Here is a 24,959-nt window from a genome sequence, read left to right as displayed (position 1 = left end):
ACGCTCCTACGCCACCCCGCCGCCCGCACGCCGAACCGCGCGGGCCGCGGCGCGCGGCGCGTGGCTAGAACGCGGTCAGCGTGAGCCGGAAGCCGGTCGGTGCCGTGTCCTGGATGTAGGAGGCGAAGTCGGCCACGTCGTCGAAGGCGAAGCCGTACGCCCTGCCGTCCTCGGTGGCCGCGTGCACCGCCTTGGAGTAGTGGTTGGTCAGGCCGGTCCCGTAGAACGTCGCCGGGTCGGTCGTGGGCTGCTCGGCGGAGGACACCAGCGTGGAGCGGTTGAAACCGGCGCCGAGGACCGCGGCGACGGGGCCGGTCGTGCCGTCGTTGGGTGCGGCGAGGGCGCCGTCGCAGAACAGCACGTCCCGGGTGGACGGCTTGGCGAAGGACACCTGGGCGGGACCGTCGAAGGTCAGCCGCCCGCCGCGCACCCGGCCGGTGAAGGTCCCCGCGTTGGTGGTGATCCGCAGGTCCTTGCCGGTGTAGGTGCTCCACACCTCGTCGATGTACGGGGCGAGGTAGTCCTTCGCGAACAGACCGCCGTCCAGCCCGTGCCCCGGGGCGATCACCCGGGTGTCGTCCACGACCAGCGGCGCGAACTCCTCGACCCGGCGCAGCGCGTCGAACACCGCCGCCCGTCCGCCCGGGCGCACGGTCCCGGTGGTCTGGTCCTTGGCGCCGGTCAGCCGGATGGCGAGCGGCACGCTGAACATGTCGACCATGGTGGTGTTGCAGAACATCCCGGAGGAGTTGTACGTGAACTCGGCGCAGTCGTGCAGCACGCCGTGGTTGGGGTCGGACTCGACCCAGCCCGCCGGGTACTGCAGGGCGGGGTTTCCGGCGCCGTCCGCGACCACCTTGAACTTGAGCTTTTCGCCGAGGGACACGTAGATCCGCCCGGAGAGGTGCGGCAGGTTCAGCTTCGTCTCACCGCTGCCGGCGAGGCCGATGGCGTAGTCGGTGTATCCGTCGGCCCCGTTGTCCGACAGCGCCACCGGGGCGACGGTCCCGTCGGGGGTGACACGCACCTGCCGGCCGTCCAGGTTGCCGACGATGTAGACGTGGACGTCCGCGTTGCCGAAGGTGCCGGTGCTGTTGACGATCGTCAGCGGCAGGGCACCGGCGGCCTTGGTGCCGGGGGAGTCCGCGGAGTCGTCCGAGCCGACGCCGGCGAGGGCGTGCGGGGCGACGGCCGCCGCGACGGGCGCGGCCACGACCGCTCCACCGAGGGCGACGAGCAGCTTGCGACGGGCGAGCGGACGCTGGTGACGAGGAGTCATGTGGGGGGTCTCCAGAGTGATCGGGACATGACGGCGTGGGAGTGGGGATCCGGCAGGGCTCCTGAGAGCGCTCTCACGCGGTGCGCCGATGGTACGCACGGGCGACGGGCCGGCCAACCGGCTGTGCGTGCCCTCAAGTGCGTTGTGCCTGATGGGACTTGGCGCCCCGGGGCGCCGGGGACGAATGCTTAACCGGTGGTTAAGGTCGGCTTAATCCGGCCTCGGAAACCGGTGGCCGCACGCACCCGGTGCCCCGTACCGTACGGGCGATGCGAGCGCCCGCCGCACGACGCACCCCGGAGGTTCCGTGACCGAGCCGGTCATCCGCGCGCTCGACGCGAGCGACGCCGCTCTCTTCGACGCCATGCCCGACCCGCTGGGCGCCCGAGAGGCCCACCGGCTCACCCGGCACCGCCCCGACTGGAAGCGGGTCGCCCTGCGCGACGGCACCGTGGTCGCCCGCGCCGCCTGGTGGGGCGGCCCCGACGACACCGAGCCCGTCACCGTCAACTGGTTCGACGTGGCCGAGGGCGAGGAGGACGCGGGAGCCGAACTCCTGCGCACCGCCCCCTGGCAGGTCGAACTCGAACTGAACGCGCCCGGCACCTGGCGCGAGGACCCCGCCCTGCGGGCCGCCGCCGAGGCCCGCTTCACCGCCGCGGAAGCGGTCGGCTACGCGCCCCTGGTCGAGCGCTTCCTGTGCCGGTGGACGCCCGAGTGCGGGCTCCCCGCCCGGCCCGGACGGCTGGACTTCCGGCCCGAACCGGACGACGCGGTGTTCCTCGACGCGCTGCGCCGCATCCACTCCGTCACGCTCGACGCCCACGCGCTGATGGAGATCGAGGAGCACGGCCTCGACCGGGCCGCCCAGGCCGAGCTGGACTTCTTCCACTGGTGCCCCTCGCCACGCGCGTGGTGGCAACTGGCGTACACGGCGGAGGGCGAGCTCGCGGGCATCCACATCCCCGCGCACAATCCGTCCGGCCCGTGCGTCGCCTTCATCGGCGTCCTGCCGGAGCACCGCGGGCGGGGGTACGCCTACGACCTGCTCGTCGAGTGCACCCGCGTCCTGGTCGAGCAGGGGGCGGAATTCGTGTCCGCCGCGACGGACCGGGGGAACCATCCGATGGCCGCCAACTTCGCCAAGGCCGGCTACCCCGTGGTGCGCGAGCGGATCAACTTCCGTCCGCCGACGGCCGGTCGGGCGTAGGCACCGGGACCGGGCCGGTCTCGGATGGCATGCTGTCCGCGACGGTGATCACGGGCGTGCGCGGCGGAGGCGATGTGGGGTTCGAGGGCGAGATCTGGCAGGTGCGCTCCCGCGACGCCGGTGAGGCGGAAGAGGGCGCGCTGGTCGGGGAGATCCTGATCGACGACGCCGACTTCCCCTGGCTGTCGGGACGGTTCCGGCCCGGACCGGCCCACGCCGCGGTCCAGGACCTGTTCGCCCGCGAACTCGCCCTCGCGGAACGGGACGACGCGGGCCACTGGGCGGAGTGGGAAGAGGTCTACGCCGAGATCGAACGGCGCGTGCGGCTGCTCTCGCCGGACGGCCCGGTCGCCGAGTTCCTGCTGCACATCGAGGGCGACCGGGCGTGGTTCCGGTGGAGCGACGAACCGTTCGAACGGACGGACGGCGACGGCTGAGCCGGGTCACCGGCCACCGGTCAGAAGGGCCTCCGCCTCGGCGAGGATCTCCGTGACCCGCAGCCCGAACGCGGCGTCGCACGGCGCCCGCCGCCCACCGCCCGCCGCTCCGAGCAGCGCGTCCGCGGCCCGCCGCAGCGCGGGCACCGGCCCCTCCACCGCTTCCGGAAGCAGCGTCACACCGGCCCGGCCGCGCAGCTCCACCGTCGCCCCGGCCGCGGCGGGCGGCGCCGTCAGGCTCAGCGTGAGGGTGCTCGACGCCCCGCCGGAGTGGTCCAGGACCAGATGGACGGTGTCCCCAGGACCCGGCACCGCCGCCGACACGCGCCGGGCGTCCCCGAGGACCGGCAGCAGCACGGACAGCGCGTGCGGACCCACGTCCCACAGGGCGCCCTTCTCCCGGCGCCACGGCGAGTGCGCGAAGGGACTGTCGTCGCCGCCGAAGACGGAGCCGAGCCACTGCGCCCGCGCGGTGAACCAGCCGTCCTCCTCGGCCTGTTCGGTGATCCACGCCTCGGTCTCGGGCTGGAACCGGGCGGTGAAGAAGACGACCGAGGCCACGCCCGCCGCACGTACCGCCTCCGCCACCGCCCGCCCCTGCGCCACCGTCGGCGCGAGCGGCTTGTCGAGCAGGAGATGGCGCCCGGCCCGTGCCGCGCGCACGGCCAGCTCGGCCTGCACGCCCGGGGGCAGCGCGACGGCGACCGCCTCCACGTCGGCGAGCAGGGTGTCGACGTCGTCGTAGGCGCGGGTGCCGTGCCGCTCCGCCAGCTCCTTGGCGGCGTCCGGACGCCGCCCCCACACCCCGACGAAGTCCAGGCCGTCGTGCCCGCCCAGGGCCGGGGCGTGCGCCATGTCGGCCCAGGGGCCGGTGCCGAGCAGTCCGATACGCATGCCGTCGCCTCTCCACGGTGCCGGGCCCGGTGACGGGTCCGGCAGCGTTCCTCCATGCCGACCGGCGTCCCACGGCCCGGCCGACGTTCCTCGATGTCGACCGGCGTGCCACAGTCCCCCGGCCGATGCCGAGCGTGTCACACCGACGGGCGCGCGGACAGCGTCCCCACGGACCCCGGGCGTAGCGCCCCGCGAGGGCCCGGGGCGGACCCGCCCCGCCCCACCGCGTCGCACGAGACCGGTGATTCTGCCGATCCCCCCGGCCGCACCACCCCTCGACAGTGGCACCGCCAGCTCATCGGCGACACCCTCCGGCGGATGTCCCGGGACGCGACCCCACGTGTTCCGGAACGTGTGCGACCACCGGCCGGGCCGCTCGCCACGACAGAGAGGACCACCCCTCGTGCAGCAGAACCCCCACACCCACGCCGCGCCCGGGTTCCGGAGCACCCGGCGGCGGCTCGCCGGACTCACGGCGGCCGTGACCGCCGTCCTCGCGCTCGGCACCCTCACCGGGCCCGGCGCCCAGGCCGCCGACAACCCCTACGAGCGCGGCCCGGCCCCCACCGAGTCCAGCATCGAGGCACAGCGCGGACCGTACTCCGTGGCGGACACCAGCGTCTCCTCGCTCGCGGTCACCGGCTTCGGCGGCGGCACCGTCTACTACCCGACCAGCACCAGCGACGGCACGTTCGGCGCCGTCGTCATCTCGCCGGGCTTCACCGCGTACCAGTCCTCCATCTCCTGGCTCGGCGCGCGGCTGGCCTCACAGGGCTTCGTCGTCTTCACCATCGACACCAACACCACCCTGGACCAGCCCGACTCCCGCGGCCGGCAACTGCTCGCCGCCCTGGACTACCTGACCGAACGCAGCTCCGTCCGCAGCCGGATCGACAGCAGCCGGCTCGGCGTCATGGGCCACTCGATGGGCGGCGGCGGCAGCCTGGAGGCCGCCAAGTCCCGGCCGTCGCTCCAGGCGGCGATCCCGCTCACCCCCTGGAACACGGACAAGAGCTGGCCCGAGGTCAGCACACCCACGCTGATCTTCGGCGCCGACGGCGACACGATCGCCCCGGTCTCCTCCCACGCCGAACCCTTCTACTCCGGCCTGCCGTCCGGGACGGACCGCGCCTACCTGGAGCTGAACAACGCCACGCACTTCTCGCCGAACACGTCGAACACGACGATCGCGAAGTACAGCATTTCCTGGCTCAAGCGGTTCATCGACAACGACACCCGCTACGAGCAGTTCCTGTGCCCGCTGCCCCGCCCGAGCCTGACCATCGAGGAGTACCGGGGCAACTGCCCGCACGGTTCCTGACGGTCCGCCCGGTACCGTCCGGCGGTGGTCGCGGGGACGTCGCGGCCGCCGCCGGTCCGCTGTGCCGGGGCACGGCCCCGGCTCCGGCCCGTTGGGCGCCGGCACACTGGTGCAGGTGGCAGGGGTGATGTGCCGTCCGCCGACTGCGGACCGATGCCTTCCGCACCAGGTTACGCGCGCGTAACCTCCTGGGGATGACCGGAGAGACGACCGTACGTACGGCCGTGCGGATCCACGGCCGGAGCGCACAACAGGACGCGGTGCGCGCGCTGTTGGACGGGCTGCCCGGCCGGGGCGGCCACCTCGTGGTGACCGGCGAACCCGGACTGGGCCGGACCACCCTGCTCCAGTGGGCCGCCCGCTCCTTCCGGGCCGGTCCCGTCCTGCGCCTCGGGCCCGGCCCCGGAGCGGACGCCCCCGCCACCACTGAGCAACTGCTCGACACCCTGCGGGAGGTGCCCGGCCCGGCCCCGGTGCTCGTGTGCGTGGACGACGCCCACCTGTGGGACGCCCCGGCCCGGACCGCGCTGGGCCGCGCGACGCAGTGCCTGCGCCCCTCCGGCCCGACCGGAATCCTCCTCGCCGTCGCCGGACACCGGGCCGTCGACCCGGACTTCGCCCACCTGCCCGTCGTCCGCCTGGACCCGCTGAGCCCGCCGGAGGCCGCCGACCTGCTCGACGACCTGACCGACGGCGCCGTGGCGCCGGCCGTCCGCGAGCGGCTCCTGGCCGAGGCCGAGGGCAACCCGGCCCTGCTGCACGCCCTGGTCCGCCGGCGGTCACCCGCCGAACTGCGTGGGCACCTGCCCCTGTCCGGCCCCCTGGCCGACGCGGCGACCCTCGCCGAGGTGGCGGGCGATGCGCCGGCCGGCCCGTGCGGCGACGGGCGGGACCTGCTGCTGACGGTGGCGGCCGCCGTACGGGCCTCGGACCGGCCGGACGCCGACGCAGGGCTGGTCCTCGACGCCGTACGCCGCCTGCGCCCGGAGCCCGGGCCCGGCCCCCGTCCGGCACCGCTGCCCGACCAACTCGCCCTGTCCGGAGACCGGCTGCGCTTCCACGGCGCGCTGGTCCGCCGCACGGTCCTCGCCACCGCCGCGCCGGACCGGCGCCACGCCGCGCACCGCGCGCTGGCCGACGTACTGGAGACGGGCGGCGACCTGCTCCCCGCGCTGCTGCACCGGTCCTGGGCACTGGCCGGACCGGCACCCGCGCCCTGGCTCGCGGACCGGTTGGCGGCGGCGGCCGACGGCACGGTGTCCGCGCCGTACGGGCTGCGCGCGACGGCGTACGCCCGTGCCGCCGAGCTGACGGCCGACGCGGCCACGCGTGCCGAGCGGTACACGGCCGCGGCCGAGCAGGCCCTGCTCGCCGGCCACCCCGAGCGGGCCCGCCCGCTGCTCACCGCCGCCCGCGACAGCGCCGCTCCCGCCGTTGTCCGGGGCCGCGCCGAACTGGTGCGGGGACTGACGGAACTGCGGGACGGCCCCGTCGGCGACGCCCACCAGTCCCTGCTGCTGGCCGCGTCCCTCCTCGCCCCCGACGCCCCCACCGCCGCCGAGACCGCCACCCTGGCCGCCGCCGACGCGGCCTGGGCGGCGGGCGACCTGCCGGCGTGCCTGGCGGCACTCGCGCCGGAGCCGCGGCACGACCTGCCTGTCCACCTGAACCCCGCCCCCCTGCGCGCCGCAGGACACCTCGCCGCCGTCGTGCGTGAGCACCGCGTCGGTATGCGGGCGTTGCTCGAAGGGCGGATCGATCGGGCCGTCGTGCCGCTCGGGCAGGTGGTGGAGCGGGGGAGGACCGACGACCGCCCCGAAGGGCTGCTGCGATCGGCGGCGGCAGCGCTGCTGCTCGGGGACGTGGACGCCGCCCGCCGGGGCGGGGCCCGGTCGCTGGCCGCCGCCCGTCGGCTCGGGTCGGACGCGCTGGTGCCGCAGGCGCTGGAGTACCTCGCCTACGCCGAACTCCGGGCCGGCCGGCACCCGCAGGCCCGCACCCACGCGGAGGAGGGGCTGCGCACCGCCCTGCGCGCCGGACAGCGCAACACCGCCGCCCACCACCGGGCGATCCTCGCCCTCGCCGCGTCGATCGAGGAGGAGCCGGACGTCGTCGCCCGGCACGTCACCGCCGCGCTGAACACCGCCCGGCGCCACGGCCTGGCCCAGGTGGCCACCCTCGCGGAGTGGGCGACCGCCCGGGCCGACCTCGGCAGGGGACGCCCCTTCGACGCCGCCGACCGGCTCGGCCTCCTCGTCCTGCCGGGACCCGGACGCGGGCACTTCGCGGTGTGGCGGCTCGCGGTGCCCTGCTTCGTGGAGGCCGCCGTCCTCGCCGGACGCCACGAGGACGCCCGCGAGGTGCTGACGGACTTCGCGGGCTGGGCGGCGTTCGGCGCCGACCCGCAGGCCGCCGCGCAACTGGCCCGCTGCCACGCCCTCCTCGCCCCGCCCGACCGCGCGGACGGCCTCTACCGGCACGCCCTCGCCCGGCACGACGAGGCGGGCGGCGACTTCGAACGGGCCCGCACCGCACTGCTGCACGGCAAGTGGCTGCGGCGCCGCCGCCGACCCCGCGAGGCCCGCGACCGGCTCGGCACCGCGCTGGCCGGCTTCGACCGCTGCGGCGCCGGTGTCTGGGCGGCGCAGGCGCGCGGCGAGCTGCGCGCGCTGGGGGCGCTGTCGGACGGCGCGGACACCGGGACACTCACCCGTCTCACCCCCCAGCAACTGCGCATCGCCCGGCACGTCGCCGAGGGCGCCACCAACCGGGAGGTCGCCCTCACCCTGGCGGTCAGCACCCGCACCGTCGACTACCACCTCCGCAAGGTCTTCGCCGCGCTCGGCGTACGGTCCCGACTGGAGCTGGCCCGCATGGTCGAGCAGGCCGAACAGGCCGAACCCGTCGAAAAGACCGGTGCACGCCCCTAGGGACCGACCGGACGGTATGCCATCCTTCGGGGCAGGACGAGTCAGGGGGCAGGCCCGGCGCGGGTGGGACAGCCCGCCGCGGGGCACCTCCGCAAGCCCTGCCCTGGGGAGGACCGCGATGCAACACGCCGTACGGTCACGAGCAGCGATCCGCACCGGGCTGACGCCCGTTCCACGCCCGCGGACACCGAGCGTCGCGTCGTTGATGGACGCCGACGCCATACGCGTCCTGCACCGGGCCGCCCGCGCCCTGCTCGACGACCTGCCCGACCTCACCGACCGGCTGGTGGCCCTGCTGGAGGAGCAGGAACCGGCGTACCGCACGGCCCTCACCAAGGATCCCTCCGCGACCTGGCAGGAGGTCCACCGTTCCCTGCGGCACAGCGTGGCCTCGCTGCTCGACCCGCGCGGCGCACGGGACGCCGCCCGCCGCTGCACCTGGCGGATCGGCGCCGCCCGCGCCGAGCAGGGCCTCCCGCTGGACGCGCTGCTGCACGCCTTCCGCCTCGGCGGCTCCCTGGTGTGGCAGCGGCTGGTCGAGGAGACGTCCAGGACCGCGCCGGAGGATGTCCGCCTGCTCGTGCACGTGGCCGCCGACGTGTGGAACTTCGTCGACGAGCACTGCACGCTCGTCGCGGACGCCTACCGGCAGACCGAGTGGCAGCTCGGCCGGCGCCGCGAGAACCGGGCCCGGCTGCTGGCGGCCGGCCTGCTCGACGGCACCAGCCGCATCGCCGACCTGCCGGAGGCCGCCCAGGCGCTGGGCCTGCCGGAACACGGCCGGTACGTCGTCGTCGCGGTCACCGGAGGACCGTCCGCCCGTCCCGACGCCGCCCGCGCCGTCGCCGTACCGCCGGACACCCGCGTCCACTGGCACGCGGGGGCGGAGGTCGACTACGGCATCGTCCTGACCGGCGCCGACGACGGGCTCCCCGAACCACACAGCCCCTTCCCCGGCCTCCGTATCGGCGTCGGCAGCCCGGTCGACGGGCTCGCCGCCGTCGGCGACGCCCGCAGGCTTGCCGACACCGCCCTGGAGATCTGCCCGCCGGCCGGCGGCACGGTGCGGCTGGCCGACCGGCTTCCCGCCGCCCTGGTCGTCTCCAGCCCCGAGCTGGGCCGCGCCCTCGCGGACCGGGTGCTCGGCCCCCTCCTCCGCCTGGAGCCCGCCGATCGCGAGGTCCTGTTGGACACCCTCACCACGTGGCTGGACTGCGACGGTTCGGCCCAGCGGGCCGGCGAACGCCTCTACTGCCACCGCAACACGGTCCTCAACCGCCTCCGCCGCTGCGAACAACTGACCGGCCGCTCCCTGGCCCGCCCGGCCGACGTCGTCGAGATCAGCCTGGCGCTGACGGCACGACAGGTACTCCACGACTGACCCGGGCGAGCCCGAACCCATCACGGACGGACGGTGGGCGTGGCGGCGACGTTGAGCGTCCACCCGCGCCCAACACGCACCACCCCCACCGTCCCACCGAGGCGGCCCCCACCCGCCCCCGCGCACGGCATGCCGACCGCCCCGCCCGCTCCCACCGCGCGCCGTCTGGAGCGACACCCGCTCCCCGCCGCGCGAACGGGTACGCCGCCTCCCCGCGCCGGACCTGCCCGCTCACCGCCCCGGCGACCCGACCCGCTCCAGCCCACGGGTGGGCCAAGCCGCCGTACCGCCGCCGCGGACCCGCCCGCTCCCGCGGCCCCCGCGGGCCGCCCGGCTTCCGCCGCGCGGACGGCCGCGCCTCGCCGCCGCCACCGCACTCCCGCCCGCTCCCGCAGCCCCACCCGCCCCACCACCCCGCACCCCATCGCGCCCCCCGCCTGGGCATCCGCACAGACTCTCCGCCCCCGGACTGGGACGCCGCAGCGACCCGGCCCAAGTGCCCTGTACGGGCACCCGTGTCCGTGCTGTCGTGAGCTCCCCCCATTCACCCGTCACCGTGCCGATTCGGCCGGTCCCAAGGAGCCGCGATGCCCGCAGCACCACCGGACGGTGCGCCCGCGCTGCACGTCGAGAGCCTCGACGTGACGTACGGGCGCGCGCTGTCCGCCCTCCGCTCCGTGTCCCTGACCGTCCCGCACGGCGCCGTCGTCGCGCTCCTCGGTGCCAACGGCGCCGGCAAGACGACGCTGCTGCGGGCCGTCTCGGGCACACTGCGCCTGCACCGAGGGGCGATCACGGCCGGCCGTGTCCGCTACGGCGACACGGAACTCGACGGCCGGGACCCGGTCGCCGCCGTACGCGCCGGAGTCGTACAGGTGCCCGAGGGCAGGCGGGTGTTCGCCGGACTCACCGTCGACGAGAACCTGCGGGCCGGCGGGCTCGGCCTCGGCCGACGCGCCCCGGCCCTGGTCCGCGAGGGCAGGGACCGCGTCTTCGCGCTCTTCCCGCGGCTCGCCGAACGCCCCCGCCAAGCCGCGGGACTGCTGTCCGGCGGGGAGCAGCAGATGCTGGCCATCGGCCGCGCCCTGATGGCCGCGCCCCGCCTGCTCCTCCTGGACGAACCCTCCCTCGGCCTCGCCCCGATGATGGTGGACCGCATCGCCGGGGTGGTCCGCGAGATCAACACCCAGGGCACCGCCGTCCTGCTCGTCGAACAGAACGCCGGCATGGCCCTGTCCCTAGCCGAAGACGCATACGTCCTGGAGGTCGGCGAGGTCCGGCTCTCCGGCCCCGCCGCGGAACTCGCCCGGACCGACGCCGTACGCCGCCTCTACCTGGGCGAGACCACCGACGATCAGGGGGCCGCGTGACCGCCCCCGACGCGCTCCACGTCCGGGGGGTGACCGTGCGCTTCGCCGGACTCGTCGCCCTCGACGACGTCTCCTTCACCGTCGCCCCCGGCACCCTGCACGCCGTCATCGGCCCCAACGGCGCCGGCAAGTCCACCTGCTTCAACGTCCTGTCGGGCCTGTACCGCCCCACCGCCGGCACCGTGCGGCTCGGCGACGCCGAGCTGACGCGCCTCGCCCCGCACCGCATCGCGGCGCTCGGCGTGGCCCGCACCTTCCAGAACATCGTCACCACCCAGGGCACCGTCGCCGACAACCTCATGCTCGGCCGCCACGCCCTGTCCCGCGCCGGTTTCGCCGCCAGCGCCCTGCGGCTGCCGCGCGCCGTGCGCGAACAGCGCGATCATCTCGCCAAGGCCCGGGAGATCGCCGAACTCGTCGGCCTCGGAGCCCACTTCGCATCGCCCGTCGCCCTGCTCTCCTACGGCGACCGCAAGCGCGTCGAACTCGCCCGCGCCCTCTGTCTGGAGCCCCGTGTCCTGCTGCTCGACGAACCCGTGGCCGGCATGAACGCCGCCGAACGCGCCCGCATGACCGAGGTCGTCCGGGAGATCCGCGCCGAACTCGGCCTCTCCGTCGTCCTGGTCGAACACGACATGGGACTGGTGATGCGGCTCGCCGACGAGGTCACCGTCCTCGACTTCGGCAAGGCCATCGCCCACGGCACCCCCGACGAGGTCCGGCGCGACCCCGAGGTGCTGCGCGCCTACCTCGGCACCGGCACCACCGGGGAGGACGCGGCATGAGCGGCTTCCTCGACAACCTCCTCAACGGCCTCGCCCTCGGCTCCGTCTACGCCCTGATCGCGCTCGGCTTCGTCACCATCTTCAAGGCGTCCGGCGTACTGAACTTCGCCCACGGCTCCCTGCTGCTGCTCGGCGGCTACCTCGTCGCGGTCCTCCACGACGACCTAGGCTTCGCCGGGGCGCTGGCCGTCGCGGTCCTCGTGACGGCGGCCGTGGCGGGGGCGCTGGACCGGCTGCTGCTCCAGCCGGTCGGCGGCGGCGACCCGCACGCCGCGCACGTCCAGACCATCGTCACGATCGGCATCGACATCGTCCTGGTCACCGACCTGGCCCGGCGCATCGGCGGCGACCTGCTGCCGCTCGGCGACCCCTGGGGCGACGCCGTGACCGACCTCGGCCCGGTGACCGTCGCCGACAGCCGCGTCGCCGCGATCCTGGTCTCCGCCCTCGCCATCGGCGGCGCCTTCGCCCTCTTCCGGTTCACCTCGTGGGGTCTCTCGCTGCGCGCCGCCGCCGAGGACTCGGAGGCCGCCGCCCTGATGGGCGTACGGCTGACCCGGGTACGCACCGCCGCCTGGTGCCTGGCCGGCGGCCTCGCCGCGCTCGCCGCGGTCTTCCTGGTCGCCTTCCCGGCACCCGGTCTCGAGCGCACCACCGGGCAGATCGCCCTGAAGGCCTTCCCGGCCGCCATCCTCGGCGGCATGGCCTCCCCGGTCGGCGCCCTGGTCGGCAGCATGCTGATCGGCCTCACCGAGGCGTTCGTCGCCGGCTACCAGTCCGACCTGCACGTCCTCGGCGAGGGCTTCGGCGACGTCGCGCCGTACGCCGTGATGGTGCTCGTCCTGCTGGTGCGCCCCGCCGGACTCTTCGCGGCGAAGGGAGCGGCCCGTGTCTGACCGACTCTCCGGTCTCCTCCGACGCGGCGGCCTGCTGCTGCCCGTCCTCCTCCTGTGCGCCCTGCCCTTCTACCTGGACGCCTTCTGGCTGCGCATCGGCCTGTTCTCGATGGCCGCGGCCATCGGCGCCGTCGGGCTCGGCCTGCTCAGCGGCACCGCCGGCCAACTCTCCCTCGGACACGCCTTCTTCCTCGCGGTCGGCGCGTACGGATACGTCTGGCTGGCGGGCGAACCGGGCCCCGGGCTGCCGCCCTCCCTCGCCGCGCTGCTCGCCGTACTCCTTGCCGGGGCGGCCGGCGGCCTGTTCAGTCCCGTCGCCGGCCGGGTCAAGGGCATCTACCTGGGCGTGGCCACCCTCGCCCTGGTCTTCCTCGGCCACCACGTCCTGCTCACCGCGGACTCGGTCACCGGCGGCTTCAACGGGCGCTCCGTGCCGCCGCTGGAGCTGGGCGGGTTCACCTTCGCCGAGACCGACCCCGAACTGACGCTCCTGGGCGTGCCGTTCGGTGCCGAGGAACGGCTCTGGTACCTGGGCCTGGTTCTGTTCGCCGTCACCTGGTTCACCGCCCGCGGACTGCTGCGCGGGCGGCCCGGCCGCGCCCTGGTGGCGCTGCGCGACAGCGAGACCGCGGCGTCCGTGATGGGCGTGCACGTGGCGCGGTACCGCTCGGCGGCGTTCGTCGTCTCCTCCATGTACGCGGGCCTGGCCGGCGTCCTGCTCGCGCTCTCCTTCCGCCGCGTCGTCCCCGACTACTTCTCCCTCGCCCTCTCCGTCGACTACCTCGCCATGATCGTCATCGGCGGACTCGGCTCGGTCGCCGGAGCCACCGCGGGAGCCGTCTTCGTCACCGCGCTGCCGCTGCTGATGACCCGCTACGCCGACCAGTTGCCGCTGGTGGCGACCCCGGGCTCCGGCGGCGGATCGATCGGCCCGACCGAGGCGTCCCGCTACCTCTACGGTGCCGCGATCGTCGTGATCCTCCTCTACGCCCCCGACGGCCTGCACGGACTGGCCCGCCGCACCCGCGCCCGCCTGCGCCGCCGTTCGCCCGCCACGGCCCCGCCCGACGGCGGGTCCTCGCCCTCCTCCCCGACCACTACCGCCAATGCCGCACGAGCCAAGGAGCACACCCCGTGAACGTCACGCACCCCAGGCCCCGCACCGCCCGGACCGCCGCTCTGGCGGCGGCACTGGCCGCCGTGCTGCTCGCGGGCACCGCCTGCAGCTCCAAGGCGGACGGCGGGAGCACCGACGACGCCGCGGACGGCGTCAAGACCGGTCCCGGAGTCAGCGACAAGGGCATCAGGCTCGGCGCGCTGACCGACCTCACCGGCCCCTACGCCACCCTCGGCAAGAGCATCGTGCAGGCCCAGCAGATGTGGGCCGACGAGACCAACGCCGCGGGCGGCATCTGCGGGAGACAGGTCGAGATCGTCGTCAAGGACCACGGCTACGACGTGCAGAAGGCGGTCACCGCCTACGCCGACATCGCCCCGGACGTCGTCGCCCTGCCCCAGGTCATCGGCTCCCCGGTGGTCGCGGCCCTGCTGGACGACATCGAGCGGGACCACATGCTGACCTTCCCGCAGGCCTGGGCCGCCTCCCTGCTGGGCCGGGACTCCGTGCAGGTCCTGGGCACCACCTACGACCTCGACATGATCGCCGCCGTCGACTTCCTGACCCGCACCAAGAAGCTCTCCAAGGGCGACACCATCGGCCACGTGTACTTCGAGGGCGACTACGGCGCCAACGCCCTGGAGGGCTCCGAGTGGGCCGCCGAGGAGGCGGGGATGAAGGTGGTCGGGCAGAAGATCAAGGCCACGGACACCGACCTGTCGGCGCAGGTGTCCGCGTTGAGCAAGGCCGGCGTGAAGGCGGTGCTGATCAGCGCGGGTCCCGCGCAGACCGCCTCGCTGGCCGGTGTGGCGGCCGCCCGCGGCCTGAAGGTGCCGATCGTCAGCAGTGCCCCCGGCTACGCCCCGCAGCTGATGAAGACGCCCGCCGCGGCGGCCCTGGCGGGCATGGTCCACGTGGTCAGCGCCGCGCCGGCGGTCAGCTCCGACCTGCCCGGCGTGCAGAAGATGGTCGCCGCCTACGGCAAGAAGTACCCCGGGGAGCTGGTCGACTCCGGCGTGCTCTCCGGCTACAACGCCGCCAAACTGATGGGCGCCGACCTGAAGAAGGCATGCGAGGGCGGCAGCCTCGCCCGCGCGGACGTCGTGAAGGCGCACCGCTCGCAGAAGAACGCCGACACCGGTCTCGGCACCCCGCAGGACTTCACCCTCGTGACCGCGCCCGCCAGCCGGAAGACGTACGTCCTGAAGCCCGACGCGAAGGCCGTCGGCGGCCTGGTCGGCGTGGAGGAGGCCCACAAGGCCCCCGGCGCGGACGCGTACCTGGCCGGCCGGGGCTGACCGGGACGAGTGGCCGTCAACTCCAGCGCACGGCACAGGGTTTGACGGCCACTTGACCAGCCCCCTGGTTTCGCTGACCACCCGGTCTCCAGGATGTACTCTCTGTCGTGCCAGTCCAGTTGGCGCCCGTACAGAGCTGGGGGAACGATGCAAGCCGACAAGCGGTTGTCCACGGAGATCGACTCCAATGTGCCCACGGCCGCACGGATGTACGACTACTACCTGGGCGGCAAGGACAACTACGCGGCCGACCGGGCCGCGGTCGCCGAACTCGACAAGGTCGTCCCCAGTACCCGCCGCCTCGCGCTGAACAACCGGCGCTTCCTGCAGCGGGTCGTCCGGACCCTCGCCCAGGACTACGGCATCCGCCAGTTCCTCGACCACGGATCCGGCCTGCCCACCCAGGACAACGTGCACCAGGTCGCCCAGCGCGTCGCCCCGGACTCCAGCGTCGTCTACGTCGACAACGACCCGATGGTGCTGGTCCACGGCCGGGCGCTGCTGGACCAGAACGACCGGACCGCCGTCATCCACGCCGACATGCGGTCGACGGACGAGATCTTCTCCCACCCGGAGACCCAGCGCCTGATCGACTTCTCGCAGCCGGTCGCCGTCCTGTTCAACTCGGTGTTCCACTGCATCCCGGACAGCGACACCGACGGCCCCCTGGCGGTCGTCCGCCGGGTGACCGAGCGGCTCGCCCCTGGCAGCTACGCGGTGATGTGCCAGCTGGTCAGCGAGGACGCCGAGGTGCGGAAGTTCGTCACGGAGTTCATGGACCAGGCGACGCAGGGGCATTGGGGCAGGGTCCGCGAGCCGAAGGACGTCGAGGGGTTCTTCGAGGGCATGGACATCCTGGAGCCGGGCCTGGTGGAGGTCTCCACCTGGCGTCCGGACACCGAGGTGGCGCCCCGTCAGCTCACCGACGAATGGATCGAGTTCGGCGGCCTGGGCCGCCTGGGCTGACCCACCCGGACGGCAAGGAGGAGGGGCCACGCACATCGCGTGCGGGGCCCCTCCTCCATGCCTACCGTCCTGGCGCGTCGCGCTACTTCGCCGCGTAGCGCTCCGCCATCGTCCGGCGCAGCAGGTCCAGGGTCTCGCGCGGGGTCAGCGCCTCGTCGGCGAGCCGGTCCAGGGCGACCCGGTACTCCTCGGTCTCGTCCCGGTCCTCCAGGAAGTTGGCGCTCCTGATGTGCTCCAGGTAGACGACGTCGGGCAGGTCGGCGCCGCCGAAGCGCAGATAGGTGACGGGTATCGCGGGCGCCGACGCGTTGGTCACGTCCAGCGGCACGACCTGAAGCGTCACGTGGGGCCGCTGGGCCATGTCGACGAGGTGCGCGAGCTGCTCGCGCATGACCTCGCGGCTGCCCAGTACGCGCAGCAGCACCGACTCGTCGATGATCGCCCACAGTTGTGGCGCGTCCTTGCGCTCCAGCAGTTCCGCGCGGCGCTTGCGCAGCTCGACGCGGCGCCCGACCTCGCCGGCGGGCGCGTTCGGCAGGCCGCGCTCGACCACGGCCTGGGTGTAGGCCGCGGTCTGGAGCAGGCCGGGGACGTACTGGATCTCGAAGGTACGGATGGTGGCCGCGGCCTCCTGGAGACCGACCAGGCGGTCGAACCACTCGGGCATCAGCCGCTTGTCGTACCGCTGCCACCAGCCCGGTTCACCGGCGCGCTGCAACAGCTTGAGCAGGACCGAGGCCTCGTAGGGGTCGGTGCCGTACTTCTCCAGCAGCGCGCGGACGTCGGTCTCCGTCGGAGGCCTGCGGCCCTTGCCGGACTCGATGCGCGAGAGCTTCGCCGGGCTGAAACCGAGGGCGCGAGCCGCCTGGTCCTGGGAGAGGCCGGCGTCCTCGCGGAAGCCCGCCAGCTGAACGCCGACGAGCATCTTCAGCAGAGTCGGAGCCGGCTCGGCCCGGTCCAGGTAGGGTTCGAGACGGGAGAGGCGATGCGACGCGGCGGACATCCTGACTCCCAGCAGACCGGCAGACTTGAGGGAAAGACTATCTCATCCCACCGGCTCCGGGCGCATCCACCCGCAGAAAAAGGCTAGTTGGGCTCCGCTTCCCGCCGCCGCCCGCCTCACAGCAGGTGGTCGAACTCGCCCTCCTTCGCCCCGGCCAGGAAGGCCGCCACCTCGGCGGAGGTGTAGACGAGCGCGGGGCCGTCCGGATCGCGGGAGTTGCGCATCGCGATGCCCCCGTCCACGAGGGCCACTTCGACGCAGTTGCCCTCGGCGTTGCTGTGCCGACTCTTCTTCCAGCAGGCGTCCAACAGGCTGGCCTGCACTCCGTTGCGCACTGGTGGCACCGCGGTCTCCTTGCCGTTCGGGGGAGCGGACCGAGTACTTCCGGTCCCGTGCGCTCCCATCCGATTTTTTTCGCGCAATTTCTCGTGCAATTGCACGCGAGCGCTCTCAGCGTGGATAATAGCCGTGGCGTCAACCCCTCGGTGGTCGCCAGATTCTGATGTCGCATCAGGGAGATGCTGTGCCGTCACCTGCGCATCCAAGGCTCCGGTCGCCCGGCGAACGCGCCGAGTGGCCGTTCACCGCTCCGTACGCCAAGTGCCCCGCCCCGGACGGCGATCGGCCGGCCTCCGCGGTGCTGCGCGTCGCGTGCAGCGGGGAGGGCTTCGCCCGGGCCCGGGTGTTCACCCGGGACACGCTGAGCGGGTGGTCCCTCGACCACCGCGGTGACGACGCGGTCCTGGTGATCACCGAACTCGTCTCCAACGCCGTGGCGCACGCCCTGCCGTCGGCGGCGGCCGGTCCGCCCGAGGTCCGGCTGGGACTCGCCCTGGACCCCGGCCACCTGACGCTGACCGTCTCCGACCCCGGGGACGGCGCGCCCGTGTTCCAGCCGTTCGACGACTCCGCACTCCGGGAGCACGGACGCGGCCTGTGCATCGTCGACGCGCTCGCGGAGGAGTGGGGCTGGACCCCGAGGCCTCCGGCGGGCAAGACGGTCTGGGCCAAGCTGTCGACCCGCCCCCTCACCTGATCCGACTGTCGCGGAAGGGCCCCCCACCATGCGCAGCGCTCCGACACCCGAGCCGAGCATCCAGCGCACCGACCGACAGCCGCCGGGCTCGCATCGCACCGCCGCCCTCCTCGCCGGGCTCGACGGCGTGCCCTGGGGCGAGATCCAGGACTCCAGCGGCTCGGCCGCCGCCATTCCCCGGCTGCTGCGCAAGGTCGCCTGGGGCGATGCCGAGACCGCCCGAGCCGCCCTCAAGGACCTGCGGAAACGCATCTGCCAGTACGGCTTCGTGGTGGAGCAGGCCACCGCGGCGACCGTGCCCTTCCTGTGGGAGCTCGCACAGCGGCCCCAGGTGAGCTGCCGGGCGCAGATCATCCAGCTGCTCAAGAACATCGCCGACGCCCGGCAGTGGGAGACCACCGCCACCGCCTACCCCAAGCTGCTCAACCACCGTGAGAACCCGGTGGCGTGGGAGCGCGCGGCGCGGCAGGCGGTGCGCGCCCGGCGGGACGGGCTGGAGCGGCTGCTGGCCGAGGACGACAGCGAGATCACGCGCGCCACGACCGAACTCGCCCGCACGCTCGGAGACTGAGACCCGCGCCCTCCACGGGGGAGAAGGCGCGGGTCTCCCCTCCAAGACGCGGGATTCGAGGCGCGGGATCCAAGACGCGGGATCCAAGGCGCGGGACGGTGTGGCGTACTCCTTGCCGACGGGGTAGGAAAGCGCGCGGAGTAAGCGCTTGCCCCACTCGGTCACCTGGAGGACCACGCCGATGGCGTCGCCACCCGCAAAGCCGCTCGATCACCGCTACCGGGGCGAACACCCGATACGCACGCTCGTCTACCTGTTCCGCGCCGACCGCCGCCCACTGGCCGGAGCGGTCGTCGTGTTCACCGTGAAGCACAGCCCCATCTGGCTGCTGCCCCTCATCACCGCGACCATCATCGACACCGTCGTCCAGCACGGTCCGATCGGCGACCTGTGGGCCGGTACCGGGATCATCATGTTCATCCTGCTGGTCAACTACCCGCTGCACCTGCTGTACGTGCGCCTCCTGTACGGCAGCGTCCGCCGCATGGGCACCGGTCTGCGCTCCGCGCTGTGCACGCGCATGCAGCAGCTCTCCATCGGCTACCACTCGCGGGTCAGCGCGGGCGTCCTGCAGGCCAAGGTCGTCCGGGACGTGGAGACGGTGGAGCAGATGGTGCAGCAGACCGCCGAGACCGGACTCGGCGCGCTCACCGTGCTCACCGGCGGCCTGGTCATCATCGGTGTGCGCACCCCGGAGTTCCTGCCCGTCTTCCTCGTCGTCGTACCCGCCGCCTCCCTCCTCGTCGCCCGGCTCCGGTCTCGGCTGCGCACCCACAACGAGCACTTCCGCCATGAGGTCGAGACCCTGTCCTCCCGGGTCACGGAGATGACCCGGCTCATCCCGGTCACCCGCGCCCACGGCCTGGAGGGCAAGGCGCTGCGCCGCATGGACGGCACCCTGGACCGCCTGCTGACCTCCGGCCTACGCCTGGACCTGGTCAACGGCCGCTTCGGCTCGCTCTCCTGGGTCGTGCTCAACGTGGTCGGCGTCCTGGTGCTCGCGGGCGCCGCGCTGATCTCGTATTACGACGTCTGGGGAGTCACCGCCGGTGACGTCGTCATGCTCAGCGCCTTCCTGACCACCCTCACCAACTCCACGACGACGCTGGCGTCCCTCGCCCCGGTCATCACCAAGGGCCTGGAGTCCGTCCGTTCGGTCGGCGAGGTGCTCCAGGCTCCCGAACTGGAGGACAACGAGGGCAAGGACGAGCTGACCGGGCTGCGCGGCGCCGTCACCTTCGAGGGTGTCGCGCATTTCTACGAGGGCGACGGCCGGCCCGCGGTGGACGACTTCACGCTCGCGGTCGAACCGGGCGAGACGGTCGCGCTGGTGGGCGCGTCCGGCGCCGGCAAGTCCACCGTGCTCAACCTGGTCATCGGCTTTCTGCGGCCCACCTCGGGCCGGCTGCTGCTCGACGGCACCGACATGAGCACCCTCGACCTGCGCACGTACCGGCGCTTCGTCTCGGTGGTGCCGCAGGAGTCGATCCTGTTCGACGGCACGATCCGGGACAACGTCGCCTACGGCATGGACGACGCCGACGAGGAGTCGGTGCGCAGGGCCCTGCGCGACGCCAACGCCCTGGAGTTCGTCGACCGCCTGCCCCGGGGCCTGGACACCCTGGTCGGCGAACACGGGGCCCGGCTCTCCGGCGGGCAGCGCCAACGCCTCGCCATCGCCCGCGCCCTGATCCGGGACCCCCGGGTGCTGATCCTCGACGAGGCCACCTCCGCGCTGGACACCCGCTCGGAGGCGCTCGTCCAGGAGGCGCTGGCCCGGCTGCTGCGCGGGCGCACCACGTTCGTCGTGGCGCACCGGCTGTCCACCGTGCGGGGCGCGGACCGGATCGTGGTGATGGGCGAGGGGCGCATCCAGGAGGCCGGTACCCACGAGGAACTGCTGGCCAGGGGAGGGGCGTACACGGCACTGCACGGCGGCCAGGTCGCCTGACCCCGGGCGCGCCGGGCGGACCTCAGACCGGTGCCGGGGGAGTGGCCAGGACGCGGGTGGTGAACTCCGCCAACTGGGCGCGCATCCGCTCGCGCGGCACGTCCTCCCGGCCGGCCAGGTGCTCGACGAGGTCCGCCCGGACGGCGGCGAGCAGCGCGTGCGCGGCGAACTCGCCGTCGTCGAGGCCGGGGATCTGTTCGAGGACGCCGCGCAGGAGTGTGTGCCAGCGGTCGTAGTGGCCCGCGGCGTAGGGGCTGCCGCTGCCGGAGCCCTCCAGGGCCAGAGCGAGCCGGCGGTTGTCGAGCTTGAAGCAGAGGAGTGCGTCGAGCAGCGCGAGCACCCGCTGCGCCGGCGGGGCGCCCGGGCCCAGGGGCGGCGGCCCCGAATCGACGGCCTCCTCGAACGGCCGCAGCCGTGCCTCGTAGAGCGCCTTGATGAGCCCGACCCGATCGCCGAAGGCCCGGAAGAGGGTCCCCTTGCCGACGCCGGCCGCCGCCGCGACGTCGGCCATGGTGACGTCGTCGGGGCTCTCGCACCGGTCGAAAAGGGTGTCGGCCGCCGCGAGGACGGCCGCCTCGTTGCGCGCCGCGTCCTTGCGTGTCCTGCGCTCGGTCACCGGGCTCTCCTTCTTCGCGGGCAGGGGCGCGTCCGCCGGGCACGACGCGCGTTGCAAAGCGGACCGTCGGTCCGTATCGTATAAGCGGACCGCCGGTCCGCATTCTATGCGAAGAAGGAGACCACGCATGCCCGCACACACCCCGGCCCCGGACCTGTACCGCCACAGCCTGCGCCTGATGCTGGACAAGGACATCGACGCCTGGGTCGCCCTCTGGGCCGAGGACGCCGTCATGGAGTTCCCGTTCGCCCCCGAGGGGTGGCCCCGGCGACTGGAGGGGCGCGAGGCCGTGGCCGCGTACATGCGCCACTACCCCGACCACATCGACCTCCACGACTTCCCCGAGTTGCGCATCCACGAGACCACCGACCCGGCGACCGTCGTGGTGGAGATGCGCGCCGTGGGGCGGCTGGTGCGCACCGGCGCGCCCTACGACATGACCTACATCGCCGTCGTGACCGTCGAGGACGGCCGGTTCACCGCGTACCGCGACTACTGGAACCCCCTCGTCCTCCAGGAGCCGGGCGCCCAGTTCGCGGAGCGCGCCCGATGACCGGCACCACCCTGGTGATCGGCGCCACCGGGACCACCGGGCGCCGCACCACCGCCCGGCTGATCGCTGCCGGTCACCGCGTGCGGGCCGCGAGCCGCGGCGCGCCCCCGTCGGCGGGCGCGGAGGCCGTCCGCTTCGACTGGTACGACACCGCCACGCACGACGCGGCCCTCGACGGAGCCGACCGCGTCTACCTCGTCCCGCCCGTGGGGGACATGGACCCGGCCGCGGTCATGCTGCCCTTCCTGCGCCGGGCCCGGGCCGCCGGCGTGCGGCGTGCCGTGCTGCTCAGCACCTCGGCCGTCCCCGAGGGCGGCCCGGCGGTGGGCGTGGTGCACGGCGCGCTGCCCGGTCTGTTCGAGGAGTGGGCGGTACTGCGGCCCTCCTGGTTCATGCAGAACTTCACCGGCGGCCACGCCCACGCCGTCACCGTCCGGGAGGAGGGCGCCATCCTGACCGCCACCGGAAGCGGCCGGGTGGGCTTCGTCGACGCCGACGACATCGCCGCCGTCGCCGTGCGCGCCCTGACCGCGGACCGCGCCCCGGACACCGACCTGATCCTCACCGGCCCCGAGGCCCTGTCCCACGACGATGTCGCCGCGATCCTCACGCGGGCCGGCGGCCGGCCGGTGACGCATCGACGGCTGACCCGTGAACGGATGCGCGACCGCCTCGCGACGGTGGTGCCGCCGGACTACGCCGACATGCTCGCGGACATGGACCGCGCCATCGCCCGGGGCGCCGAGGACCGCACCACCGACACCGTCCAGCGCCTCACCGGCCGCCCGCCGCGCGGCTTCCGGGAGGTGGTGGAACGGGAGTGGGCACTGCGGTGAGCGTTTTCCATCAAATCGTCGAACATTCAGGGTGGCGGCCGGACAGCAGACGACAGAATCTCGTCAATTGCGAGCAGCGGCACCCGTGATGTGATTGTTTCGACCGGGTTCGGGCATACGGAGCGAAAATCGAGAGAGGGGCGCTTCGTGCTCGAACCCGACCCGAAGGTCGTCAGGGAATTGCTGACGCGGTACGCGTCGCTGCGGATCGCTCAGGCGGAGAGGGAGAGCCCGGCGACGGCGCGGGAGCTGGCGGACGTCAGCTACACGCTGTGCGTGATGATGGCGACGACCGGAGTCCACGACGCGGTGGCGAAGGCGGACGTACTGCTGCTCGCCAAGGGGCGGACGGCAGCGGAGGTCCCCACGGTGGACCCCGACGAGGAGCGCGGCCTGTCGCTGGCCGTCTGACCCGCCGCACCCGGGGCCCGCGCCACGGACCGGACCAGAGGCACCGTCCCGGTCCGGTCCGTGGCGCGGGCCCTACGGGCGCCCGGCTCCGGCGGGCGGTCGCCCGTGGAACGCCGCTCGATAGGCGTACGGGGTGGTGCCGACCACCCGGCGGAACCGCTCCCGGAAGGCCGTCGGCGAGCCGAACCCCGCCTGCCGGGCGATCCGTTCGACCGAGTGGTCGCCGTTCTCCAGCAGGTACTGGGCCCGCCGCACCCGCGCCCGCAGCAGCCACTGCAGCGGAGTGGTCCCCGTCTGCTCGCGGAACCGGCGGCTGAAGGTGCGCTCGCTCATGCCCGAGCGTGCCGCCATCGCGGCGAGGGTGACCTCGCCGGCCAGGTTGTCCTCGATCCACTCCAGCAGCGGCTCCAGGTCCGAGCCGCGCGGCACCGGTGGATGCTCGTGCACGATGAACTGGGCCTGGCCGCCCTCCCGTTCCAGCGGTACGACACACATCCGGGCGGCGTGCGCGGCGACCGCCGACCCCAGATCCCGGCGGATCATGTGCAGGCACATGTCCAGCCCGGCCGCGGCCCCGGCCGACGTGAGGATCTGCCCGTTGTCGACATAGAGGACGTCCGGCCGCACGTCGACGCGCGGGTGACGCCGGGCCAGTTCCGCCGCGGCGATCCAGTGGGTGGTGGCGCGCAGTCCGTCCAGCAGTCCTGCCTCCGCGAGCACGAAGGCGCCCACGCACACGGACGCGATCCGCGTACCGGCGGCCGCGGCCTGCCGCAGCGCCGACAGGACGCGCTCGGAGGGCGGGCCGGACTCCTCGGAGCGACCCGGCACGATGATCGTGTCCGCGCTCTCCAGTGCCTCCAGGCCGCGTTCGATCCGCAGCGTGAGCCCCTCGGTGCGCACCTCCGGCGACTCCGCGCACAGGCTCACCCGGTACGGACTGCGCCCGTCGGGCAGCCGCGTCCAGTCGAACGCCTGCATGGGCGCCGCCATGTCGAACGGCACGACGTCGTCGAGGACCAGGATCGCCACGGAGTGCATGGCCGCCACCCTAGGCGGATTCCCGCCGGACACAGAACCCCGCGTCAGGCCCCGTCCGCCCGCTCGCCGTACCGGAAACGGCCTGCTGGAGGCGTTGGCGAGAATCCGTTGGAAGCTGTCGTTTCAGCCTCTGTGCGATCAACCGCCCGCTTCCTAGCGTGGCTTTCCCGTACCGCATCGACCGATCCTGCCTCCGGAGCCCCGACCGATGACCAAGATCCTGCTGTCCCTCCACGTCCTGGCCGCCATCATCGCCGTCGGGCCCGTCACCGTCGCGGCCAGCATGTACCCGGCAGCCGTCCGGAAGGTGCCGGTGGCCCTGCCCGCGGGGGCGGGGGCGGGGGCCGGGGAGGCGGCGAGCCCCGGTGACGTGAGCACCGTCCGGCTGCTGCACCGCATCTGCCGGGTCTACGCCGGACTCGGCATCGCGGTGCCGGTCCTCGGCTTCGCCACCGCGGCCGCCATGGGCGTCCTCGGCGACGCGTGGCTCATCGCGTCCATCACCCTCACCGCGGCCGCCGCCGGCCTCCTGATCGCCTTCGTGCTGCCCCGCCAGGAGGAACTGCTGGAGGAACTGGCCGACCGGCGGCCCGTGGAACACGCCCGCACGGCGCGGCTCGCCATGTTCACCGGCCTGTTCAACCTGCTGTGGGCCACGGTGACGGTCCTCATGATCGTCCGGCCCGGTTCGACGACCGGCGCCTGAGCCGCTGTCACCTCCTGGGTGGAATGCGCACCCCCGGGTGGAGGGGCGCCTAGAATGCTCAGTCGCGCCCCCGTACGGGGGCGGACGACACGAAAGGCACGTTGACGGGTGTTCCAGGATTCCCCCATCTACGACCGACTTGTCGCCGAACGCGGTGACGTTCCCGAGCAGGTGCGACGGGATGCCGAGCGCGTGAGCAGGGAGCTGGAGGTGGTCATGCGGCCGCTGCACGCGCCCGGCCACCTGCCCGGCCCCGGGCGGCAGCCGTCCCCGGGCGCCGGCTGGCAGCGCACCGCCCTGCTGCCCGGCCCGCGCCCGCACTGACGGGCGCCGCCGGGGCGGCACCGCCCG

The 24,959-nt window shown here is 73.9% G+C and carries 25 protein-coding genes; 19 read left to right on the top strand and 6 right to left on the bottom strand.

From position 1 onward, the window contains the following. Positions 1 to 64: 64 nt before the first annotated feature. The gene (locus ACFC1X_RS33855) at positions 65 to 1,279 is read right to left on the bottom strand and encodes a glycoside hydrolase family 64 protein (protein ID WP_376361379.1); all 1,215 of its coding nucleotides are present in this window, start codon (positions 1,277 to 1,279) and stop codon (positions 65 to 67) included. 307 nt (positions 1,280 to 1,586) lie between these two features. On the opposite strand from ACFC1X_RS33855, the gene ACFC1X_RS33850 reads away from it, so the two are divergent. Continuing rightward, the gene (locus ACFC1X_RS33850) at positions 1,587 to 2,489 is read left to right on the top strand and encodes a GNAT family N-acetyltransferase (protein ID WP_376361376.1); all 903 of its coding nucleotides are present in this window, start codon (positions 1,587 to 1,589) and stop codon (positions 2,487 to 2,489) included. 74 nt (positions 2,490 to 2,563) lie between these two features. Continuing rightward, positions 2,564 to 2,926 carry a hypothetical protein gene (locus tag ACFC1X_RS33845; protein ID WP_376361474.1) on the top strand — a complete coding sequence of 121 codons (363 nt, stop codon included), beginning with the start codon at positions 2,564 to 2,566 and terminating at the stop codon, positions 2,924 to 2,926. A gap of 6 nt (positions 2,927 to 2,932) precedes the next feature. Here ACFC1X_RS33845 and ACFC1X_RS33840 read toward each other — a convergent pair whose 3' ends face one another. Next, entirely contained in the window at positions 2,933 to 3,820 is an 888-nt protein-coding gene (locus ACFC1X_RS33840) for a Gfo/Idh/MocA family protein (RefSeq protein ID WP_376361373.1), read from the bottom strand. 403 nt (positions 3,821 to 4,223) lie between these two features. Between ACFC1X_RS33840 and ACFC1X_RS33835 the strand changes: the two genes are divergently transcribed. The 9 genes from ACFC1X_RS33835 (at position 4,224) to ACFC1X_RS33795 (ending at position 15,884) form a co-directional block, all read left to right on the top strand. Beyond that, positions 4,224 to 5,141, top strand: coding sequence for an alpha/beta hydrolase family protein (locus ACFC1X_RS33835; RefSeq protein ID WP_376361370.1), 918 nt, complete (start codon positions 4,224 to 4,226; stop codon positions 5,139 to 5,141). Between the two features lie 194 nt (positions 5,142 to 5,335). After that, the gene (locus ACFC1X_RS33830; protein ID WP_376361367.1) at positions 5,336 to 8,071 is read left to right on the top strand and encodes a LuxR C-terminal-related transcriptional regulator; all 2,736 of its coding nucleotides are present in this window, start codon (positions 5,336 to 5,338) and stop codon (positions 8,069 to 8,071) included. 118 nt (positions 8,072 to 8,189) lie between these two features. Beyond that, positions 8,190 to 9,452: a PucR family transcriptional regulator gene (locus ACFC1X_RS33825; protein ID WP_376361364.1), complete on the top strand. Its 1,263-nt coding sequence runs from the start codon at positions 8,190 to 8,192 to the stop codon at positions 9,450 to 9,452. A 587-nt stretch (positions 9,453 to 10,039) separates the two neighbouring features. After that, positions 10,040 to 10,822 (top strand): ABC transporter ATP-binding protein, encoded by a 783-nt coding sequence (locus ACFC1X_RS33820; protein WP_376361361.1) that lies wholly within the window; start codon positions 10,040 to 10,042, stop codon positions 10,820 to 10,822. After that, entirely contained in the window at positions 10,819 to 11,607 is a 789-nt protein-coding gene (locus ACFC1X_RS33815; RefSeq protein WP_376361358.1) for an ABC transporter ATP-binding protein, read from the top strand. The genes ACFC1X_RS33820 and ACFC1X_RS33815 overlap by 4 nt, the downstream gene beginning before the upstream one ends. After that, positions 11,604 to 12,503, top strand: coding sequence for a branched-chain amino acid ABC transporter permease (locus ACFC1X_RS33810; protein WP_122615493.1), 900 nt, complete (start codon positions 11,604 to 11,606; stop codon positions 12,501 to 12,503). The genes ACFC1X_RS33815 and ACFC1X_RS33810 overlap by 4 nt, the downstream gene beginning before the upstream one ends. Further along, the gene (locus tag ACFC1X_RS33805) at positions 12,496 to 13,641 is read left to right on the top strand and encodes a branched-chain amino acid ABC transporter permease (RefSeq protein WP_376361354.1); all 1,146 of its coding nucleotides are present in this window, start codon (positions 12,496 to 12,498) and stop codon (positions 13,639 to 13,641) included. Before ACFC1X_RS33810 ends, ACFC1X_RS33805 begins: the two co-directional genes overlap by 8 nt. Further along, on the top strand, positions 13,638 to 14,918 hold the full coding sequence (locus tag ACFC1X_RS33800) for an ABC transporter substrate-binding protein (RefSeq protein ID WP_376361351.1): 1,281 nt from the start codon (positions 13,638 to 13,640) through the stop codon (positions 14,916 to 14,918). Before ACFC1X_RS33805 ends, ACFC1X_RS33800 begins: the two co-directional genes overlap by 4 nt. A 147-nt stretch (positions 14,919 to 15,065) precedes the next feature. Continuing rightward, a complete protein-coding gene (locus ACFC1X_RS33795; protein ID WP_376361348.1) occupies positions 15,066 to 15,884 on the top strand; it encodes an SAM-dependent methyltransferase in 819 nt (272 codons plus the stop codon). A gap of 82 nt (positions 15,885 to 15,966) precedes the next feature. On the opposite strand, the gene ACFC1X_RS33790 is transcribed toward ACFC1X_RS33795, so the two are convergent. Together ACFC1X_RS33790 and ACFC1X_RS33785 are read right to left on the bottom strand one after the other, a co-directional pair. Next, positions 15,967 to 16,887 (bottom strand): helix-turn-helix domain-containing protein, encoded by a 921-nt coding sequence (locus ACFC1X_RS33790; protein WP_376361346.1) that lies wholly within the window; start codon positions 16,885 to 16,887, stop codon positions 15,967 to 15,969. Between the two features lie 116 nt (positions 16,888 to 17,003). Next, the gene (locus tag ACFC1X_RS33785; protein ID WP_114531800.1) at positions 17,004 to 17,231 is read right to left on the bottom strand and encodes a DUF397 domain-containing protein; all 228 of its coding nucleotides are present in this window, start codon (positions 17,229 to 17,231) and stop codon (positions 17,004 to 17,006) included. A gap of 179 nt (positions 17,232 to 17,410) precedes the next feature. Here ACFC1X_RS33785 and ACFC1X_RS33780 point away from each other — a divergent pair, with 179 nt between their 5' ends. The 3 genes from ACFC1X_RS33780 (at position 17,411) to ACFC1X_RS33770 (ending at position 20,445) form a co-directional block, all read left to right on the top strand. After that, positions 17,411 to 17,923, top strand: coding sequence for an ATP-binding protein (locus tag ACFC1X_RS33780; RefSeq protein WP_376361343.1), 513 nt, complete (start codon positions 17,411 to 17,413; stop codon positions 17,921 to 17,923). 28 nt (positions 17,924 to 17,951) lie between these two features. Beyond that, positions 17,952 to 18,494, top strand: a complete 543-nt coding sequence (locus ACFC1X_RS33775) for a hypothetical protein (protein ID WP_376361340.1) — start codon at positions 17,952 to 17,954, stop codon at positions 18,492 to 18,494. 181 nt (positions 18,495 to 18,675) lie between these two features. Continuing rightward, positions 18,676 to 20,445, top strand: coding sequence for an ABC transporter ATP-binding protein (locus ACFC1X_RS33770; protein ID WP_376361336.1), 1,770 nt, complete (start codon positions 18,676 to 18,678; stop codon positions 20,443 to 20,445). Positions 20,446 to 20,467: 22 nt separating this feature from the next. Here the strand turns inward: ACFC1X_RS33770 and ACFC1X_RS33765 are convergent, their stop codons facing one another. Then, positions 20,468 to 21,061, bottom strand: a complete 594-nt coding sequence (locus ACFC1X_RS33765; protein ID WP_376361333.1) for a TetR/AcrR family transcriptional regulator — start codon at positions 21,059 to 21,061, stop codon at positions 20,468 to 20,470. Positions 21,062 to 21,188: 127 nt separating this feature from the next. Here ACFC1X_RS33765 and ACFC1X_RS33760 point away from each other — a divergent pair, with 127 nt between their 5' ends. The 3 genes from ACFC1X_RS33760 (at position 21,189) to ACFC1X_RS33750 (ending at position 22,861) form a co-directional block, all read left to right on the top strand. Further along, positions 21,189 to 21,614 (top strand): nuclear transport factor 2 family protein, encoded by a 426-nt coding sequence (locus ACFC1X_RS33760; protein WP_376361330.1) that lies wholly within the window; start codon positions 21,189 to 21,191, stop codon positions 21,612 to 21,614. Further along, positions 21,611 to 22,450 carry an NmrA family NAD(P)-binding protein gene (locus ACFC1X_RS33755; protein ID WP_376361327.1) on the top strand — a complete coding sequence of 280 codons (840 nt, stop codon included), beginning with the start codon at positions 21,611 to 21,613 and terminating at the stop codon, positions 22,448 to 22,450. Before ACFC1X_RS33760 ends, ACFC1X_RS33755 begins: the two co-directional genes overlap by 4 nt. Positions 22,451 to 22,597: 147 nt before the next feature. Then, positions 22,598 to 22,861, top strand: coding sequence for a DUF5133 domain-containing protein (locus ACFC1X_RS33750; protein ID WP_352153844.1), 264 nt, complete (start codon positions 22,598 to 22,600; stop codon positions 22,859 to 22,861). A 72-nt stretch (positions 22,862 to 22,933) separates the two neighbouring features. On the opposite strand, the gene ACFC1X_RS33745 is transcribed toward ACFC1X_RS33750, so the two are convergent. Further along, positions 22,934 to 23,902 (bottom strand): GlxA family transcriptional regulator, encoded by a 969-nt coding sequence (locus tag ACFC1X_RS33745; RefSeq protein ID WP_376361324.1) that lies wholly within the window; start codon positions 23,900 to 23,902, stop codon positions 22,934 to 22,936. A 208-nt stretch (positions 23,903 to 24,110) separates the two neighbouring features. On the opposite strand from ACFC1X_RS33745, the gene ACFC1X_RS33740 reads away from it, so the two are divergent. Further along, on the top strand, positions 24,111 to 24,608 hold the full coding sequence (locus tag ACFC1X_RS33740; protein ID WP_376361321.1) for a hypothetical protein: 498 nt from the start codon (positions 24,111 to 24,113) through the stop codon (positions 24,606 to 24,608). 108 nt (positions 24,609 to 24,716) lie between these two features. Further along, complete coding sequence (locus tag ACFC1X_RS33735; protein WP_376361318.1) at positions 24,717 to 24,932, top strand: hypothetical protein; 216 nt, start codon at positions 24,717 to 24,719, stop codon at positions 24,930 to 24,932. The last annotated feature ends 27 nt before the right edge of the window (positions 24,933 to 24,959 follow it).

The sequence above is a fragment of the Streptomyces sp. NPDC056128 genome (assembly GCF_042263835.1).
GTDB lineage: Bacteria > Actinomycetota > Actinomycetes > Streptomycetales > Streptomycetaceae > Streptomyces.
This window is presented reverse-complemented; position numbering and strand designations above follow the sequence as displayed.